This is a genomic window from Glaciimonas sp. GNP009 (assembly GCF_054343755.1).
On sequence record NZ_JBTGUV010000004.1, the window covers coordinates 2,404,794 to 2,421,301 of the forward strand.

Annotated in this window: 15 protein-coding genes; 9 read left to right on the plus strand and 6 right to left on the minus strand. The window is 50.6% G+C overall.

Annotated features, from left to right (window positions below; genetic code table 11):
* Positions 1-151 precede the first annotated feature (151 nt).
* On the minus strand, positions 152-1,339 hold the full coding sequence (locus ACXX82_RS11470; protein WP_322234771.1) for an acyl-CoA dehydrogenase: 1,188 nt from the start codon (positions 1,337-1,339) through the stop codon (positions 152-154).
* 489 nt (positions 1,340-1,828) lie between these two features.
* Here ACXX82_RS11470 and ycaO point away from each other — a divergent pair, with 489 nt between their 5' ends.
* Both ycaO and ACXX82_RS11480 read left to right on the plus strand, forming a co-directional pair.
* Positions 1,829-3,550, plus strand: a complete 1,722-nt coding sequence (gene ycaO, locus ACXX82_RS11475) for a 30S ribosomal protein S12 methylthiotransferase accessory factor YcaO (RefSeq protein ID WP_322234773.1) — start codon at positions 1,829-1,831, stop codon at positions 3,548-3,550.
* Positions 3,551-3,729: 179 nt separating this feature from the next.
* Positions 3,730-4,446, plus strand: a complete 717-nt coding sequence (locus tag ACXX82_RS11480; RefSeq protein WP_458562947.1) for a pseudouridine synthase — start codon at positions 3,730-3,732, stop codon at positions 4,444-4,446.
* A 128-nt stretch (positions 4,447-4,574) separates the two neighbouring features.
* Here ACXX82_RS11480 and argB read toward each other — a convergent pair whose 3' ends face one another.
* Positions 4,575-5,477 (minus strand): acetylglutamate kinase, encoded by a 903-nt coding sequence (gene argB / locus ACXX82_RS11485; RefSeq protein ID WP_322234777.1) that lies wholly within the window; start codon positions 5,475-5,477, stop codon positions 4,575-4,577.
* Between the two features lie 521 nt (positions 5,478-5,998).
* Positions 5,999-7,222, minus strand: coding sequence for a polyhydroxyalkanoate depolymerase (locus ACXX82_RS11490; protein ID WP_322234779.1), 1,224 nt, complete (start codon positions 7,220-7,222; stop codon positions 5,999-6,001).
* A 154-nt stretch (positions 7,223-7,376) separates the two neighbouring features.
* On the opposite strand from ACXX82_RS11490, the gene ACXX82_RS11495 reads away from it, so the two are divergent.
* On the plus strand, positions 7,377-8,033 hold the full coding sequence (locus tag ACXX82_RS11495; protein WP_322234781.1) for a glutathione S-transferase family protein: 657 nt from the start codon (positions 7,377-7,379) through the stop codon (positions 8,031-8,033).
* Positions 8,034-8,613: 580 nt separating this feature from the next.
* A complete protein-coding gene (locus tag ACXX82_RS11500; protein ID WP_416186795.1) occupies positions 8,614-8,811 on the plus strand; it encodes a cysteine-rich CWC family protein in 198 nt (65 codons plus the stop codon).
* 52 nt (positions 8,812-8,863) lie between these two features.
* Here the strand turns inward: ACXX82_RS11500 and ACXX82_RS11505 are convergent, their stop codons facing one another.
* The 3 genes from ACXX82_RS11505 to ACXX82_RS11515 are packed head-to-tail and all read right to left on the minus strand — an operon-like array spanning position 8,864 to position 11,414.
* A complete protein-coding gene (locus tag ACXX82_RS11505) occupies positions 8,864-9,661 on the minus strand; it encodes an SPOR domain-containing protein (RefSeq protein WP_458562948.1) in 798 nt (265 codons plus the stop codon).
* Between the two features lie 14 nt (positions 9,662-9,675).
* Positions 9,676-10,461, minus strand: coding sequence for a type III pantothenate kinase (locus tag ACXX82_RS11510; protein WP_322234787.1), 786 nt, complete (start codon positions 10,459-10,461; stop codon positions 9,676-9,678).
* Between the two features lie 2 nt (positions 10,462-10,463).
* Entirely contained in the window at positions 10,464-11,414 is a 951-nt protein-coding gene (locus ACXX82_RS11515; protein WP_458562949.1) for a biotin--[acetyl-CoA-carboxylase] ligase, read from the minus strand.
* Between the two features lie 259 nt (positions 11,415-11,673).
* On the opposite strand from ACXX82_RS11515, the gene ACXX82_RS11520 reads away from it, so the two are divergent.
* From ACXX82_RS11520 to ACXX82_RS11540, 5 genes are all read left to right on the plus strand, one after another.
* Positions 11,674-12,747 (plus strand): MlaE family ABC transporter permease, encoded by a 1,074-nt coding sequence (locus ACXX82_RS11520; protein ID WP_416348531.1) that lies wholly within the window; start codon positions 11,674-11,676, stop codon positions 12,745-12,747.
* On the plus strand, positions 12,747-13,559 hold the full coding sequence (locus ACXX82_RS11525) for an ABC transporter ATP-binding protein (protein ID WP_323506254.1): 813 nt from the start codon (positions 12,747-12,749) through the stop codon (positions 13,557-13,559). Before ACXX82_RS11520 ends, ACXX82_RS11525 begins: the two co-directional genes overlap by 1 nt.
* Positions 13,560-13,567: 8 nt before the next feature.
* On the plus strand, positions 13,568-14,515 hold the full coding sequence (locus tag ACXX82_RS11530; protein ID WP_322234794.1) for an MlaD family protein: 948 nt from the start codon (positions 13,568-13,570) through the stop codon (positions 14,513-14,515).
* 19 nt (positions 14,516-14,534) lie between these two features.
* Positions 14,535-15,155, plus strand: coding sequence for an ABC-type transport auxiliary lipoprotein family protein (locus ACXX82_RS11535; RefSeq protein WP_458562950.1), 621 nt, complete (start codon positions 14,535-14,537; stop codon positions 15,153-15,155).
* 189 nt (positions 15,156-15,344) lie between these two features.
* Entirely contained in the window at positions 15,345-16,496 is a 1,152-nt protein-coding gene (locus ACXX82_RS11540; protein ID WP_458562951.1) for a VanZ family protein, read from the plus strand.
* Positions 16,497-16,508 lie beyond the last annotated feature (12 nt).

Sequence of the window (16,508 nt, forward strand, 5' to 3'; positions counted from 1 at the left end):
AGCAGTTAAGTTTCGCCGAAAAGTAAAATCGGGAATGGTGTGTAACAGTGCAGACTTCACCTGAAAATCACCAACGTCACCTCGGGTCAATATCAGTTGAAGTCCGCATTCTTAAAAATTACGCAAGTTAGTTAGTGCACGCTATCGATCCTTAACCGGAAAACGCCTGAATCCCTGTTTGCGCCCGACCAAGAATCAATGCGTGCACGTCATGTGTTCCCTCGTAGGTATTGACCACTTCCAGATTCACCATATGACGAATCACGCCATACTCATCGGATATACCGTTGCCACCTAACATGTCGCGTGCAAGCCGTGCCACGTCCAGCGCCTTGCCGCACGAATTGCGTTTCATCATGGACGTAATTTCAACCGCAGCGGTTCCTTCATCCTTCATTCGGCCGAGTCGCAAGCAGCCTTGTAATCCCAGTGTGATGTCGGTTTGCATATTTGCTAGTTTGAGTTGCACCAACTGATTTGCCGCCAAAGGTCGTCCAAACTGTTGACGATCTAGCACGTATTGTCGCGCCCGATGCCAACAGTCTTCGGCGGCCCCGAGTGCGCCCCAGGCGATGCCGAACCGTGCAGAATCCAAACATGTGAAAGGCCCCTTTAGGCCCCTCACGCCCGGGAGCAAATTTTCTTCGGGTACAAACACCTGATCCATCACGATTTCGCCAGTGATTGATGTGCGTAGGCCGACTTTGCCGTGAATCACTGGCGTTGATAATCCCTTCCAGCCTTTTTCCAGTATGAAGCCGCGAATCACGTCATCCTCAGTTTTGGCCCACACCACAAAAACATCGGCAATCGGCGAGTTAGTGATCCACATTTTTGCGCCTGATAACTGATAGCCGCCGTCAACTTTTTTGGCACGTGTGACCATACTGCCCGGGTCAGAGCCATGATTTGGTTCAGTTAAACCGAAGCAGCCAATTGTTTTTCCACTTGCCAGCGAGGGTAAGTATTGTTGCTTTTGTGCTTCGGAGCCAAAAGCATTGATCGGCACCATTACAAGCGACGATTGCACACTCATCATCGAACGATAACCAGAATCAACGCGTTCGACTTCGCGTGCTATCAACCCATAAGCAACATAACCTAAGCCACCGCCACCGTATTCCGTCGGGATCGTCGCGCCTAGCAATCCTAGCTCGCCCATCTCGCGAAAGATACTCGGATCGGTTTCGCCATTGCGAAACGAAAGCAGAACGCGCGGCGCAAGCTTGTCTTGCGCATAAGCACGGACCGCGTCCCGTACCATGCGTTCGTCGTCACTTAGTTGCTGATCTAGCAATAACGGGTCAGACCAATTGAAAGCTGCTTTAGGTTGTGCCATGTAATTTTCCGGTTGATGTTCTGCGTGATTGCTATATTGACCGCTGCTGTTGGTCGTTGTTTTGAGACCGCATTTTCAGGTTCACTTCGGGCTAATTGGAATAGATAGATTTCGTTAGATTGCTGATTGCAGCTTCGCCGTGATGGCGCTTTGATCATTTTATGGTAATCGATTTGTACGTATTTTGTATCTGTTTATCTACCGATTTGACTTGGGCTCTCACGTGGCCATTATCATTTTGTATGTGATTTTGTTTGTGCGCATCTTGATGATCGGTTTCCGTAGCGGGATAGACGCGAGTATCATCACGTCATTCGCAAAAAATAAGGGAAATTAGTTGTATTTTTGCTACTTTTCTGTTCGGTTCAGTATTTCGTCGACTGCATCGCAATATCGTCGCATCGTCATCGCACCGTCATAGCGCCATGAGACACCTTGCAATGCTACTCGACCGCGTCACTCCCTATTTTTACCTTTTCAGGATTTCACATGTCAACAGAACACTTTATCCCCGGCAAAGACGCCTCGCTAGAATCGTCGATCAGCTCTATGCAAGGCAAGCTGGAGGCGCTTGGTTTTCATATCGAAGAACGATCATGGCTTAATCCAGTCGATGGTTGCTGGTCGGTGCATATTCGTGATCGTGATTGCCCGTTGCTGTTTACCAATGGCAAAGGCGCGACTGAACAAGCATCACGTGCAAGTGCGTTGGGCGAATTTTTTGAGCGGCTTTCGTGTAATTATTTCTGGACCCATTTTTACCTAGGTGAAAAAGTGGCGAATGGCCCATTTGTGCATTATCCACGTGAAAAATGGTTTGAACTGAATGACGAAAGCGAAACATGGCCAGCGGGTTTGCTGACCCCGGAATTGCAAAAATTCTATAATCCGGAAGGCACAGTCGATGCCACGATGCTGGTCGATTACAACTCTGGCAACGAAGATCGCGGCATTTGCGCGATTCCTTACGTACGCGAACGTGATGGCGAGACCGTCTGGTTCCCGGTTAACATTATCGGCAATTTGTACGCCAGTAACGGTATGTCAGCCGGTAACACGGAAGCCGAAGCACGCACCCAGGCACTGTCGGAAATCTTTGAGCGCGACGTCAAGTTCCGCATCATCAAAGATGGTCTGTGCTTGCCGGATGTGCCGGAAGAAGTCATCGCACGTTATCCTCGTATCGCCTCCGGGATTCGCGCTTTGCGTGCCGCAGGCTTTGGTATTCTGGTCAAAGACGCGTCGCTCGGCGGGCAATATCCGGTGATGAATGTCACCTTATTAAATCCAACGGACCAAGGCTGTTTCTCCAGCTTTGGCGCTCATCCGCGCTTTGAAATCGCCTTGGAACGGGCATTGACTGAATTGCTGCAAGGCCGCGCGCTGGATGCATTAGGCGGCTTTCCGGAGCCGGGGTTTGATCTGGAAGAAATTGCACATTCACAGAATCTGGAAATTCACTTCGTCGATTCCAGCGGTATCATCAGCTGGAACTTCTTGCGTGATACACCGGATTTCGCGTTCAGCGACTGGAACTTCAGCAACACCACTGCCGAAGATTATGCATGGTCGATCGCCGCCATTCATGCCAAGGGTCACGATATTTATATCGCCGACTTCACCCATTTGGGCGTCTATGCGTGCCGGATTCTGGTACCCGGCATGTCAGACATTTACCCTGTCGAAGATTTGGAGTGGGATAACGTCAGCGTTGGCAATGAAATCCGCGAACCGATTCTGTTCCTGGCAGATCTGGACGATGAAGAATGCACCGATTTGCTGGGTGAATTGAATGAATTGGGATTAGCAGATCAGCGACCAGTTGCTGCATTAATCGGTTTGGTTGCCGACGTTGGTACGTTGTGGAAAGAACTACGTGTCGGTGAATTGAAAACGCTCCTGGCATTGGCCATCGGCGACCGTGAAGCGATTCGTGAAGGCTGTGACTGGATACGTCACTTCAATCAAATTAGCGCAGACCGTCAATTGGTTTATCGTTGCATCGAAAGCCTGATCGGTTTAGATGATGCCAAACCTTACGCCGCCGCCTTGCAACACCTATACGGCGCTGAAACAGTGCTGCAAGCGCATGCATTGCTGAATCGTGAACAACGGTTCTTTGGTATCAAATCGCCGGGCCTGAATCTCGAAGGTTGCGATATGCATCAGCGCTGGTTGGCGGCTTATGCCAAGGTACAAGTGGCTAAGTGAGGCAATAAGCATGATAGGAAGCTCGGAGTAACTCAAGATCGTCTGTAGCCTTGACTACAGGCGATTTTTTTAGGCTACCATCGACTCGAATGACTACCTAACGTCTTGACCCGCGCTTTCTGTCGACGTAATTCGCACGCTTTTTGCGGTTGAAATTGACTGTTTTAATAATTAAATCTATGAGCAAATTAACCTTAGACCGCATCCTGCAATCACAGGGTGTCGGTACGCGCAAATATTGCCGCACGTTGATTGATGATGGCGAAATCAGCATCAATGGTCAAGTAGTGAACGACTACCGGGCCAAGATCGCAACCGATGGTTTGGTCTTTGTGTTGTTTGATGAGGAATGGGTATATCGCGAGCGCGTCTATATTGCTTTACATAAACCGCCGAATATTGAGTGCTCCCGTAAGCCGAGTCATCATCCGGGCGTTTTGTCGATCTTGCCGGAGGAATTTACCTGGCGCGAACTGCAACCGGTTGGTCGCCTGGATCATGACACGACGGGTTTGCTGTTGATGTCGGACGACGGCACTTTTATTCATGCGCAATCTTCGCCGAAGCGCCATGTTCCTAAAGTGTATGTCGCGACCACGCACGATCCGGTGACACCAGAACTGGTCGCGCAATTGTTAGATGGCGTGCAATTAAACGATGAGCCGGCTCCGTTGAAGGCGGTCAGTTGCGCCATGATTGACGATAAACATATTGAGATCGTGCTTGAGCAAGGTAAATATCATCAGGTTAAGCGCATGTTGGCCGCAGCCGGAAATCATTGCGTCGCGCTGGAACGCACGGCAATTGGTGCAATGACGCTGGCCTCTCTGGCGTTGGAAGAAGGGGATTGGTGTTATTTGACGCCGGAACAACGGGCATTGCTGATACCGGCCTGAGATTGATCCTAAAACCGCGGCTAAAAAAAATAGGGAGAAAAGCGTTTGGCTTTTTCTCCCTATTTTGTTTTGCTCATTCTGTCATTAGCAATCTTGGAAGAGATTCGCCAACGGAATGCATATTTAGATCAATGCGAACGGATCATGGTGCCGAAAGCCTGCTCACTCAAGACTTCTAGCAGCAATGAGTGTTCAATGCGACCGTCGATAATATGGACTGCGTTGACGCCAGCTTTGGCGGCATCCAGCGCCGACGAAATTTTTGGAAGCATACCGCCAGAGATGGTGCCGTCTTCAAACATTTCGTCAATTTCGCGTGCTGACAAATCCGTTACCAGATTGCCTTCTTTATCCTGAACACCAGCGATATTGGTCATCATGATCAATTTTTCTGCGTGCAGGATTTCCGCTATTTTGCCCGCTACGACATCGGCATTAATATTGTAAGCCTGACCGTCTGCGCCGAAACCGATTGGCGAAATAATAGGAATGAAGGCATCGTCCTGCAACGCTTTTACCACGGCAGGATTGATTGCCTCGATTTCACCGACGAAGCCAATATCCAGAAACTGTCCTGGATTTTGCTTGTCCGGCATTTTCATCCTGCGTGCCCTAATCAGACCGCCGTCTTTGCCGGTTAAGCCAACTGCCTGACCGCCGTAGTGATTAATTAACATCACGATATCTTGCTGCACTTCGCCACCTAATACCCACTCGACGACTTCCATGGTTTCTTCGTCGGTGACCCGATGGCCCTGAACAAAGATACCTTGCTTGCCGATTTTTTTGAGTGCGTTTTCGATTTGCGGACCGCCGCCGTGCACGACTACCGGATTCATGCCGACCAGTTTTAACAAAATCACGTCGCGGGCGAAGCCATGTTTAAGGCGTTCGTCTGTCATCGCATTGCCGCCGTATTTGACGACAATGGTTTTGCCGTGAAATTTTCGGATATACGGTAATGCCTCTGCCAGAATTCCGGCTTTTACTTTTGGAGGAATGTTGGCAAGTTCATCGGTCAAGTCGAGCATGGGATATCCTGCGATAGTCTGAAAAAGGTGAGCAAAGAGCCGTGGATAAGCGTGGATGTCTGCGAGGTCAAAATTGGCCAACAGCAATCCGCAATTAGGTGTGCGGCAATGGGCGCGATTTTACATGGAAAAGTCGGAGCTTGTTGGGTGCAAAGCAGGGATGTTCGGATAAAACACACAATCACCCTTTTTGATCGGGATAATCGCTGATAAATGACGGCGCAAAGGAGGATTACATCGATCAATTTTATTGCTAAATAATTATTAACCGAATTGATGTCAAAGTTTGATGCAAGGCGTCACGACCAAAGCTGAGCGCATTCATCGTAGAGGATAATGTGGTGCGGGTCGGGGCGGGTTGAAGTAAAAAATGCGGTGGCGCGCCAGCATTTACACATTTCATGCCTTGCCTAAAATGTACTGGTTATGGCAACGATGTGTACTTTCTTGGTATTGTATTAACTCCGGGTGTGAGGGATCGCAGCACACCCGGTGCAATCAGCATTGCAGATTTACATCCGTCATTGGCTGACGTGGATCATTTCACGGACGATCGGATAGACTTCTTTGTTCCAGCGTCGTCCGCTAAACACGCCGTAATGTCCGACACCGGTTTGCATGTGGTGTGACTTCATGTAGCCCGGAATGCCGCTGCAAAGGTCGTGCGCAGCCATCGTTTGCCCGATTGCGCAGATGTCGTCATGTTCTCCTTCTACGGTCAACAGAGCGGTGCGTTTGATCGCCGCGGGTTTGATCAGGCGTCCAGCACATTCCAGCTTGCCCAACGGCAACGCGTACTCCTGAAACACATCGCGTATTGTGTCCAGATAAAACTCTTCTGTCATATCTAGCACCGCGAAATACTCTTGGTAAAAGGTGCGAGTGGTGTTGGCTTTTTCCAGCGCGCCTTCCACCAAATCGGAGTACAGCCCTTTAAATGCATTCACGTGGCGTTTAAGGTTCATGCTCATGAACGCGGAAAGCTGCAGGAATCCGGGATACACACGGCGCCCGCCGCCGGGATGGCGCTGCGGGACGGTACTAATCAGGTTCTTTTCAAACCATTCAAATGGCTTGCTGGTGGCCAGTTCGTTCACTCCGGTCGGATTGACCCGGGTGTCAATTGGCCCGGCCATGAGTGTCAGGCTACGCGGTTGGGCGGGATTACCATCTTCGGCCATGATGGCAGTGGCAACCAGAGCGGATACACAAGGCTGGCAGATTGCCACCATATGCGATCCCGGGCCCATCACCTCTAGAAATGCGATGAGATAAAGTGCGTATTCGCTCATGCCAAAAGGGCCAGCATCTAACGGTACGTCCCGGGCATTGTGCCAGTCGGTGATGTAGACGTCGTGATCCGCCAGCATAGTGCGCGCAGTTTCACGCAGCAACGTCGCGAAATGGCCGGACATGGGTGCGACGATGAGTACGCGCGGCTGATCGGTCACCCCCTCTTTCTTAAAATGCAGCAAGGTGCAGAACGGCATGACGTGCGCGACTTCTTCATGCACCAGTACGTCGTGTGTGCTATCTCCTTCGCCTACGTGTATGGTGTTGAGGCGAAAGTCGGGTCGGGTGTGGGTAACTTCAGTGCTTGCAAACATCTCATAAGCTGCAGAAAGTTTACGAACGCCTGGAGCCGCACTTAAAAAAGGGTGGGACATGGCCGTGACGGCGGCCTGTGTAAATAAACGCATCCCCGCCATCATGTCGGAATGCGCTTGATAGACTTGATACTTCATGAGTGCTCCCTTGCCCGAGAGTGGGCGATGCTGAAAGGCATTAGCAAGTTGCAGGCCATCGAATTTCTGGCATGAAGTTTGCTGAGCTGTTTCTGAAATTGTCGATTATCGAGCGACTCCGCCCACATGCGTTAATGACTAGGGAATCTGCATCATGGCACAAGCTACTCTCTCCATCAGCAGCAAGAATTATTCGTCGTGGTCGATGCGCGGCTGGCTACTGGTTAAATTCTCCAAACTGCCATTTGATGAGCAGATCATATCGCTTGACGATCCGGCTATGCGTGCCGAAATCCTATTACTGGCACCGTCGATGTTGGTACCTTGTTTGTTGCATGACGGGGTTAAAGTGTGGGATACCCTCGCGATAGGCGAATATTTACATGAAATCAAGCCTAAGGCGGGTTTACTGCCAGCTGACCGCGGTGCGCGTGCCCATTGTCGCGCCGTTTGCGGTGAAATGCATTCAGGATTTTCTGCTCTGCGTTCCGCGTTGCCAATGAATTTGCGGGGCCAATTTAAGGAATTCAAGGTTTGGGCGAGAGCGCAAGCCGATATTGATCGCATTGTCACCATCTGGCACGAATGCTTTAATACGTATGGCGGACCATATCTGTTTGGCGCGACACCGTGTATAGCAGACGCTATGTATGCGCCAGTGGTAACGCGCTTTTTGACATACAACGTCAAGTTGGACGCCGTTTGTGCAGCCTATTGCGAATGTATTATGGCTTTGCCGCAAGTGCAAGAATGGGTGGAAGCGGCGAAGTTGGAACCGGTCGAGATTGAGGAACTTGATGCTGAGTTTTAATCATTGATTAATTGCCGTATAGGCATCTAGTTCTGTATTTTCTTTTGTGATTGTTCTTTTATTCTTTAGGGCCGATACCTGACATCGCGCTTTAATGTCTCTGAATAGTCCATTGCCAGCGTAAAAATGACGCTAAAAAATCTCATTCTTTAGTCAAGGTGGGATTTTTTTGACTGCATTGATTCTGTCGAATTTCCTTTGCGTTTCCTTGGTTTCATTATTTCCCTTCATAGGTAAAAAAGCGCTACGCCTCTTTGATACTGAAGAGTAGAGTTGCCTTATCATGGTGCAATCAGACGCTCCTTTTGGATGCATGATGGGTGCCAATATGGTGCGTGAAAATGACATCCGCTTACACACGGTCCAGGTCGGCAACGTGAATTTCTTTTTTCGTAGTTCTTATGAGATTTTGCTGCGGACAAGCGCCAATGAATTTGCTAATTTGCGGCAAAACAAGAGGTAATCGCCGCTAGTGTGTTGGGTATTCGCTGATTCCTGTGGGATACTTTATCGTGCAGAGCAGCGTTAAGGGACCCATTGAGGGTAAGAATAACGGGGCGCAATGAAGTGGGGAATCAACATGGCGGAATGTTTCGTTTGCAAGAGGCAATTTATCTGCGGCGTCCTTTCGCGCAGCGCGTCGACTTGTTGGTGTCAGGCGCTACCGGCGCTAATGCCTGTGCCATTAATGTTGGCAACAACGCCCACAATATCGTCAAATGTAGCGCAACCAGGTTGCTGCTGTCCGGAATGTTTACAAATTTTATTGCTTTTGTAGCAAGTTTAAATCCGACAAATAGTCTTTAGCCTTCGAAAAGTGCCGATTTCGCTTAACTTCGTTCGGGAAGTGTCGCTTCATCGCAGCTACGCACTTCCTTGTGGGTAAAGGTGGCGACGACCTTGGTTAACTGTGCCGAGGTCTGAGCGTTTAACAGCCGTAATTGGAAGGCCACCTTGCCAGCTGTTGCCTTACGCGCTTCTACTCGTATGCCGATCAGACCCTTTTCTTCCAGGCGGGCAACCTGAATTTGCGAGGCCTCTTCAGATTTGAATGTGCCGAGAGAGATGCCATAAAGGAGCGGTGGCGCATCTTGGATGACAAAGAAATCGGTGATGCCAAGGCCGAGCAATTCCTCCCCTTTTTTATTCGCCGCGTCTTGGCTCCCAAACGAAGGCAAGTACACGCGATAACTGGCAATTTCTTGCACTGGGCGGCGGATTGGCTGCACGGTTGGCGCGACTTCAGCTAACTGACTGGCAAATCGCCTTGCTTCAGCAGCGCTGAAATTGCCTACTTCAGTGCAGGCAAAGGCGCTGTTGGCACCACTGTCTGTGCCATCTTTCTCGCCACCACCTAGATTAGCGGTTGAGGTAATCGCGGCATTATTTGCATTATTTGCACTATTTGAATTAGTCACACCGTTCTGGTTGGTCCTTGCGCTATTGCCTTTTTCACCCTCAGCCTCGGTTACTGGAACCAATTTAATTTTGTCCGCTTGCAATTGGTTAGTTAAACGGGCGGGCTCTCTTCCGTTCGAGATGAGGCCGATGCCCTCCAGATAGCCGTGCTGTAACGCAAACAAACCTGCGTTGATTAATAGCAGCAACCAGAAAAATATTTTCAACATAAAGTGTTATTCGCTCAACGTTCGGTTTCTGCGGCAATGCTGGTCCACAGGCCAGTCAGGACCAAATGGTCAACTCTTTCATGGGGCGATGTCAGATAGGGTGCAATAACGCCAGCACTTCCACCCGTAAGAATACATTTTATTTCCATTCCCGGATGATGTTGGGTTTGCAGCGTCAATGCGGTCGAAATTGCGCCAACCTGCGCGGCGATACAACCGCTCATGATGGCATCCTCGGTGTTGTCCGCAAATGGTGTCGTGATCACGACATGGTCAAGGATGCGTGGCAACTGTGCCGTGCCGTGCGCCAATGCGTTCGCCATCAAGCCCAATCCAGGCAAGATCATACCGCCTATAAACGTGCCGTCGGCATTGATGACGTCAATCGTCGTGGCGGTGCCGCAGGTTGCCAATAACAGGGCTTGTTGTGGATATAGCCGATGTGCGCCGATTGCCGAAGCAAAGCGATCACAACCGAGTTGCATGGGATTGCGATAGGCGTTGCGAACGCCCGCCAGCTGCGGCACGGAGGCAAACCATTCCGGCAAAATACTGCTATCGAAGGCCAGTTGCAATATTTCATGCAGACGTGCACCAACCTTACTGCCCGCGACATTTGAAATCAACACGCGCGTTATCTGAAGGCCGCGCCAAAGGCCGAGCAACTCCGCAATTTCGTTATGCGCCACAGAGCCAATGTCTCGCCATATAGGAGGAGCGGTGGCATGGCCGAGGGTCGGAATAGTTGCCAAGGCCCACTTTATGCGCGTATTGCCAGCATCAATTAACAGTAATCCCATTCTTACGTTTCCTTTACCCGCAGCGAAATGTCGCCCGCCATGATAGCGACAGGTAACGCATCTTGCGCGGTTTGTAACAAAAATCGACCGATCTTATCAATCCCCAGCGCTGTGCCCTCATATAAAACCTTACCCTGATCCAGAATAACCACTTGTTGTCCTGCATGCGCGTGGAGTTGATTCCATCGTGACACAAATGGGTTGAGGCCATCGTTTTGAAATTGTTGTAATGCGTGGGTCAGGTTGGATAGTAACGTCGCCATTAGCGCGTTGCGATCAGCCTCGACAGGGCAACTATCGGGTCCTGATCTTGGCAAATTGGCTATCTTGCGCTCAAGTTGCTGTTGTATATCAACCGGGATGGCAAGATTGATACCGACACCAATCACCGCCCAAGTGGAACGCTCGGCGTACCCGTTGGGCTGAGCGCTGCCACTCGCGGTTTCAATCAGAATGCCGCCCAGTTTGCCGTCGCTCTCGCCGTCCACTAACAGCAGATCGTTAGGCCATTTTAATCGAATGCCGAAATCGGTCTCTGCATTTTCCTGCTCCTGAGCGGCGCCAAAAGTCTGGTGCAAATACTGGTTTAAGCCGTCAGCAATCGCCACGCCGACGGCTAGCGGCAAGCCAATCAATTTTTGTAGGGGGCGATCAAAACGCCATGCCAGCGAAAACATCAACGCAGCGGATGGCGCCGAAAGCCAAGTGCGTCCAGCGCGTCCTCGACCAGCGGTTTGCTGTTCGGCAATGCGCAGCATCGGTCCAATAATCGCGTCGCCGTTGTGGTGCGCGTTTAGACTGGATGACCCATTTTGTGACCCTTGCGGGTTTTGTATTAGCGTCAGAAGGTCGGCGTTGGTGGAGCCGGTCTCAGCCACGACCTCAATTGTGATGTGATCGGGAAGTGATGCCGAAAGTGCAAAGATGCGCTCTGCAGAAAGAGTAGATGTCATGCCGCGCATTGTAGCGGATGCGCGCTGTCGTCAATTATTTCTTGGTGTGTATTTGCCATTGATGGAGACGAGGATAAGTATTTTGCGTATAAAAGTCTTGGTGCGGCGAGATTTTGTATCCATTCTCACTTAAACTTGATGCATGCCAAAATCCGATGTCCAACTCCCCGCGATCGCTCTCGCTCATCTTCATGATGGAGGTGATAACAAGACCGAGGACGGTGGTAGTGGCGATGTCAATGTCGATACACGCGTGGCAATGGTCCGCGGAAACTGGCAAGTCAATGCGATGGCGCAACCGGGTGTCATGCGAGCGTTGCAGTCAAGATTGAAAATGCTGGCAAGGCGCGCTGCACGGCAATCTCTCCAATGGGATTTGTCGCAGGTTACAGCGCTCGATCATATCGGCGCGCAATTATTGTGGAACGCATGGGGAAAAAAACGCCCGGATTCGCTGGTGCTTACGCGTCAGCAAAAGGATTTCTTCAAGCGCCTCGAAGATGCTGGGCCATTATCTTTGCCACCGCCACCACCGCGACGGCGATTGTTGATTGTCATTTATGATTGGGCGCGCGTCGGATTGGATCATTTGAGCGGCTTCGTCGCATTACTCGGACAATTTATCCTGGACTTCAACCGCATGGTGCGCACGCCGCGTCGGGCACCGTGGAAAGAGATATCCGCAAACATTTACCACATCGGTTTTCAGGCGTTGGGAATTACTGCGATTGTCGGGTTTCTGATTGGCGTAGTGTTATCGTTTCTCTCCGCGCAGCAATTGCACACTTTTGGCGGCGACATTTATCTCGTCAATATTCTCGGGATGAGTATCATCCGCGAACTGGGACCATTGCTGGCAGCCATTTTAGTGGCGGGGCGCTCCGGTTCTGCCATCACCGCGCAACTGGGTGTGATGCGGGTGACGCAGGAACTCGACGCGATGGAGGTAATGGGTTTGCCGCATGGCTTCCGTTTAATCTTGCCGCGTGTGATCGCTTTATTGATCGCGATGCCGTTGTTGGTGATCTGGACGGATGCGATTGCATTACTCGGTGGGATGACCGCGGCGCAGTTACAACTCGGATTGTCACCGACGTATTTTCTACAGCAATTGCCGGGCGCAGTCCCTTTGCCCAACTATCTGATTGGGCTTGGCAAAGGTGCCGTATTTGGTGGACTGATCGCCCTGGTCGCTTGTCATTTCGGTTTGCGCATTGAACCTAACACTGAAAGCCTTGGTCAAGGTACAACAACCTCCGTGGTCAGCGCGATTACTATTGTGATACTTGCTGATGCGGTGTTTGCAATTCTGTTTAGCGGGGTTGGATTTTGATGACTAATTTGCTGAGCAATCCACTTTTATCGACTCGACCATTAACGCCAGCCCCGCAGCCGGTCATTCAGGTCGACAAACTCTGGACCCAGTTCGGCAAGACAGTTGTTCTGCAAGACCTTGATCTGACGATTGAACAGGGTGAGATTGTTGGCGTGATCGGTGGTTCCGGTTCTGGAAAAACTACGCTCTTACGCCAAATTTTGGGCCTGAATCGACCTACGCGCGGCACCGTATCGGTCTTAGGGTTGGATATCAGTAAAGCTAGCGTTGATCAAATGGCTGCGTTACAAAACCGTTGGGGAATGTTGTTTCAGATGGGCGCGTTATTTTCTGCGCTGACGGTGCTGGATAATGTGGCGATGCCGCTGCGTGAGCTGCGTGCATTACCGGAAAGTCTGATTCTGGATGCCGCGTTGCTGAAGTTGCAATTAGCCGGCATTGGTCCCGAGCACGCGCTTAAAATGCCCTCTGATTTATCGGGTGGCATGATTAAACGCGTTGCCCTGGCGCGGGCGTTGGCGCTAGAGCCAGAATTATTGTTTTTGGATGAACCCACCGCTGGCCTGGATCCTGCGTCGTCCGCAGCGTTCGTTAAACTAATTCTGTCGCTGCATAAGGATATGCGCTTGACGGTTGTCATGATTACCCATGATCTGGAATCGTTATTGGCGATGTCGACCAAAATCGCTGTGCTGGCCGATAAACACGTTCTTGCCTACGACACGCCCGAGCAGGTGATGAAGATCAAACATCCCTTTATAGAAAATTTCTTCCTCTCGGCGCATTGTGAGCAGGACACAGTAGGATAGGCAGCATTATGGAAAATAAAGCACATGCGTTAATTGCCGGACTATTTACCGTCGTCTTATTGTTGGCGGCGATCTTTGGCGTCATGTGGTTCAACGGTGACCGCGTGCAGCGGGTACCGTATGAAATCGCCACCAAGCTGTCGGTTCCGGGCCTTAATCCGCAGGCGGACGTCCGGTATCGCGGTCTCAACGTTGGCAGAGTCGATACGATTGTTTTCGATCCGCAAAGTCCGGGGCAGATTCTAATTCGCCTGAAAATTAATCTTGATACCCCGATGACGCCGGCCACGTATGGTACGCTGGGTTATCAAGGCGTGACAGGGATTGCCTATATACAGTTGGATGATGATGGTAGCAATCCTGCCAAACTGGCCAGCAGCGCCAGTAAACCGGCGCGCATTACGCTGCGGCCGAGTTTGTTCGATAACATTCAAACCAAAGGCGCGGCAATTTTGTTGCAGGCAGAAGAAACCGTTGCCAAATTAAATGGTTTGCTCGCCCCTGCGAATCAACAAGTGATGGTGGCGGCGTTTAGTGATGTCAGTAAAACGGCGAATGCGTTTGAATCGATACCGCGACAGTTAGAGCCGACTCTCGCCAAGCTACCGGCGATGACCGAGCAACTGAATCAGGCATTGATGTCGATTACGACCCTATCCCAAAATATGACTGTACTGAGTCATACTTTGAATACCTTGAGCACCAGTTTACAGGGTCCGAATGGCGCGGTGTCCAGATTGTCGGCAACAATGGCGAACGTGGGATCAGTCGCCGATAGTGTGCAATACGACGCGCTGCCACGGTTTAATGTGCTGGCGTCAGAGGCGCGTTCGTCGGTACGTGCATTGAACGAGACGCTAGAACACTTTAATCAGCAACCGCAAAGTATTTTGTTTGGCAGCAAAGGCGTGCCGCCGGGGCCGGGCGAAGCGGGTTTTATTGCCCCTGTCAAATAAAATAGGCATAAGGAAATCGATGAACAAATTGAATGCGCTCTTTAAAGCTGTACTGGTGTTGTCCATTGTGGTTTTGGTCGGCGGTTGCGCTGCGCCAGCGGGTGTCTATGCCCGGTATGATTTTGGCCCTTTACCAGCGCTTGTAAGTTCGCCGACTGCGGCGATGATGACCTTGCCAGCTATCAGTCTGGCAGACGTTACTGCGCCAGCAGGATTGGATAATACGATGATGATGTACAGGTTAGCTTATGCGAATGATCTGCAATTGCGCCCGTATGCGACTTCACGCTGGACCATGTCACCGGCGCAGTTATTCAGCCAGCGTCTGAAGGCGCGTTTCGGTCAGGTTGGCGGTGCGGTGGTTTCTGTTTCGGACGGAGCACTTAATGTTCCAGTATTGCGGATCGACATGGATGATTTCAGCCAGACCTTCGACAGCGCTTCGCATAGCGTCGTAAAGGTCACCATTCGGGCGTCCATCTTTAATGGCCGACTTTTGCTAGGCCAGAAGATGTTCAGCCATTCAGTTGCTACGCCCACTCCAGACGCCGCTGGCGGTGCACGCGCTTTTTCAGTTGCCAATGATGCATTAATTGATGATCTGATGGAATGGTTAGCGGCGTTGCCGTTGAAGAAGTAGCTGAAAAACCAGGACTATGACAGCAGTACCAACAGAAGCACCTGCAAAAATAGCCGCCGAAATATGGCAGAAACAATCTTGATTCAGACTAGCAGTACGCGCTGTCTAATCCCACCCTCATAAAATCATCACCGGATGGTTAAACTTATGCCGGTAAAATTTACTTTTAAGCAATAAGGACAGATTGCAATGACTGGTTCGTCATTAATTATTGAGCGTAGCTCGTCATCCCCGTCGTCATCGTTTGCACGTGTCAGTTTATTGATATACCTGCTGCTGATTATTTACGCCAGTTGGTATCCGTTCAGCGGGTGGCGCGACGTTGGATTGACGCCGTGGGCTTTCTTATCGGCACCGCTGCCGCATTACTGGACCTTATTTGACGTCTGGACCAATATTGTCGGCTATATGCCGCTCGGGCTGTTGACCGTATTGGTGCTGCCGCGCAGAATTCCACTGACATTGACAGTCATCCTGGTCACCTTGGCCGGCATCTTGTTTTCGGGAGTGATGGAAGCGGTGCAGACGTATCTGCCCACGCGCGTGTCATCCAATCTTGATCTGTTAACCAACAGTATCGGTGCGCTGTCAGGCAGCATTATTGGCGCTATTTTCCGCTATCGGTTTAGTCCGGAGAACAAATTGCTGTTGCTGCGGGAACGGTGGTTCAATCGTGAAGCCAGCCATGGCATGGTCATGATTGCATTGTGGCCGCTGGCGCAACTGGCGCCATTGAATCATCTGTTCGGGTTTGGGCAAGTCACATCCATGCTGTCGACCTGGTTGTCGGACTGGTTTGAGCAGCCGATTGATCTGGCCGCATGGATGACCAACGACGTACAGCTATCGGCCGAACAATACTGGATGACGGAATCGATTATTACCGCTTGTGGTCTGGTCAGTGCGGGCTTAATGCTGTTGATCGTGTTACGCAAAGACGCGCCGAAAGTCGCACTGACGTTCCTATTGATATGGGTAACGCTTTCGGTAAAAGCATTTGCGTCCGCGTTATTATTTACCCCGGAGAATGTGCTGGTCTGGTTAACCCCGGGAGCGTTGACCGGATTGCTGGTCGGTGCCGTGGTGTTGGTTACATTTGGATTTACACCGCAGCGCGTGCAACGCTGGGTTGCGGCATTGGCGGTGTTCGTCAGTTTGGTCTTTGTTAATGTTATCCCGGACAATCCTTACTACGTCGAAACGTTACAAACATGGTCATTAGGTAAATTTCTAAATTTCAATGGTGCGGCGCAGTTTTTAGCACTTTTGTGGCCATTTTTTACGCTTTGGTTTTTATTCCACCCTATGCACCGAGCGAAACGAAATGACTCCGGTGTATGATTATATTAACTA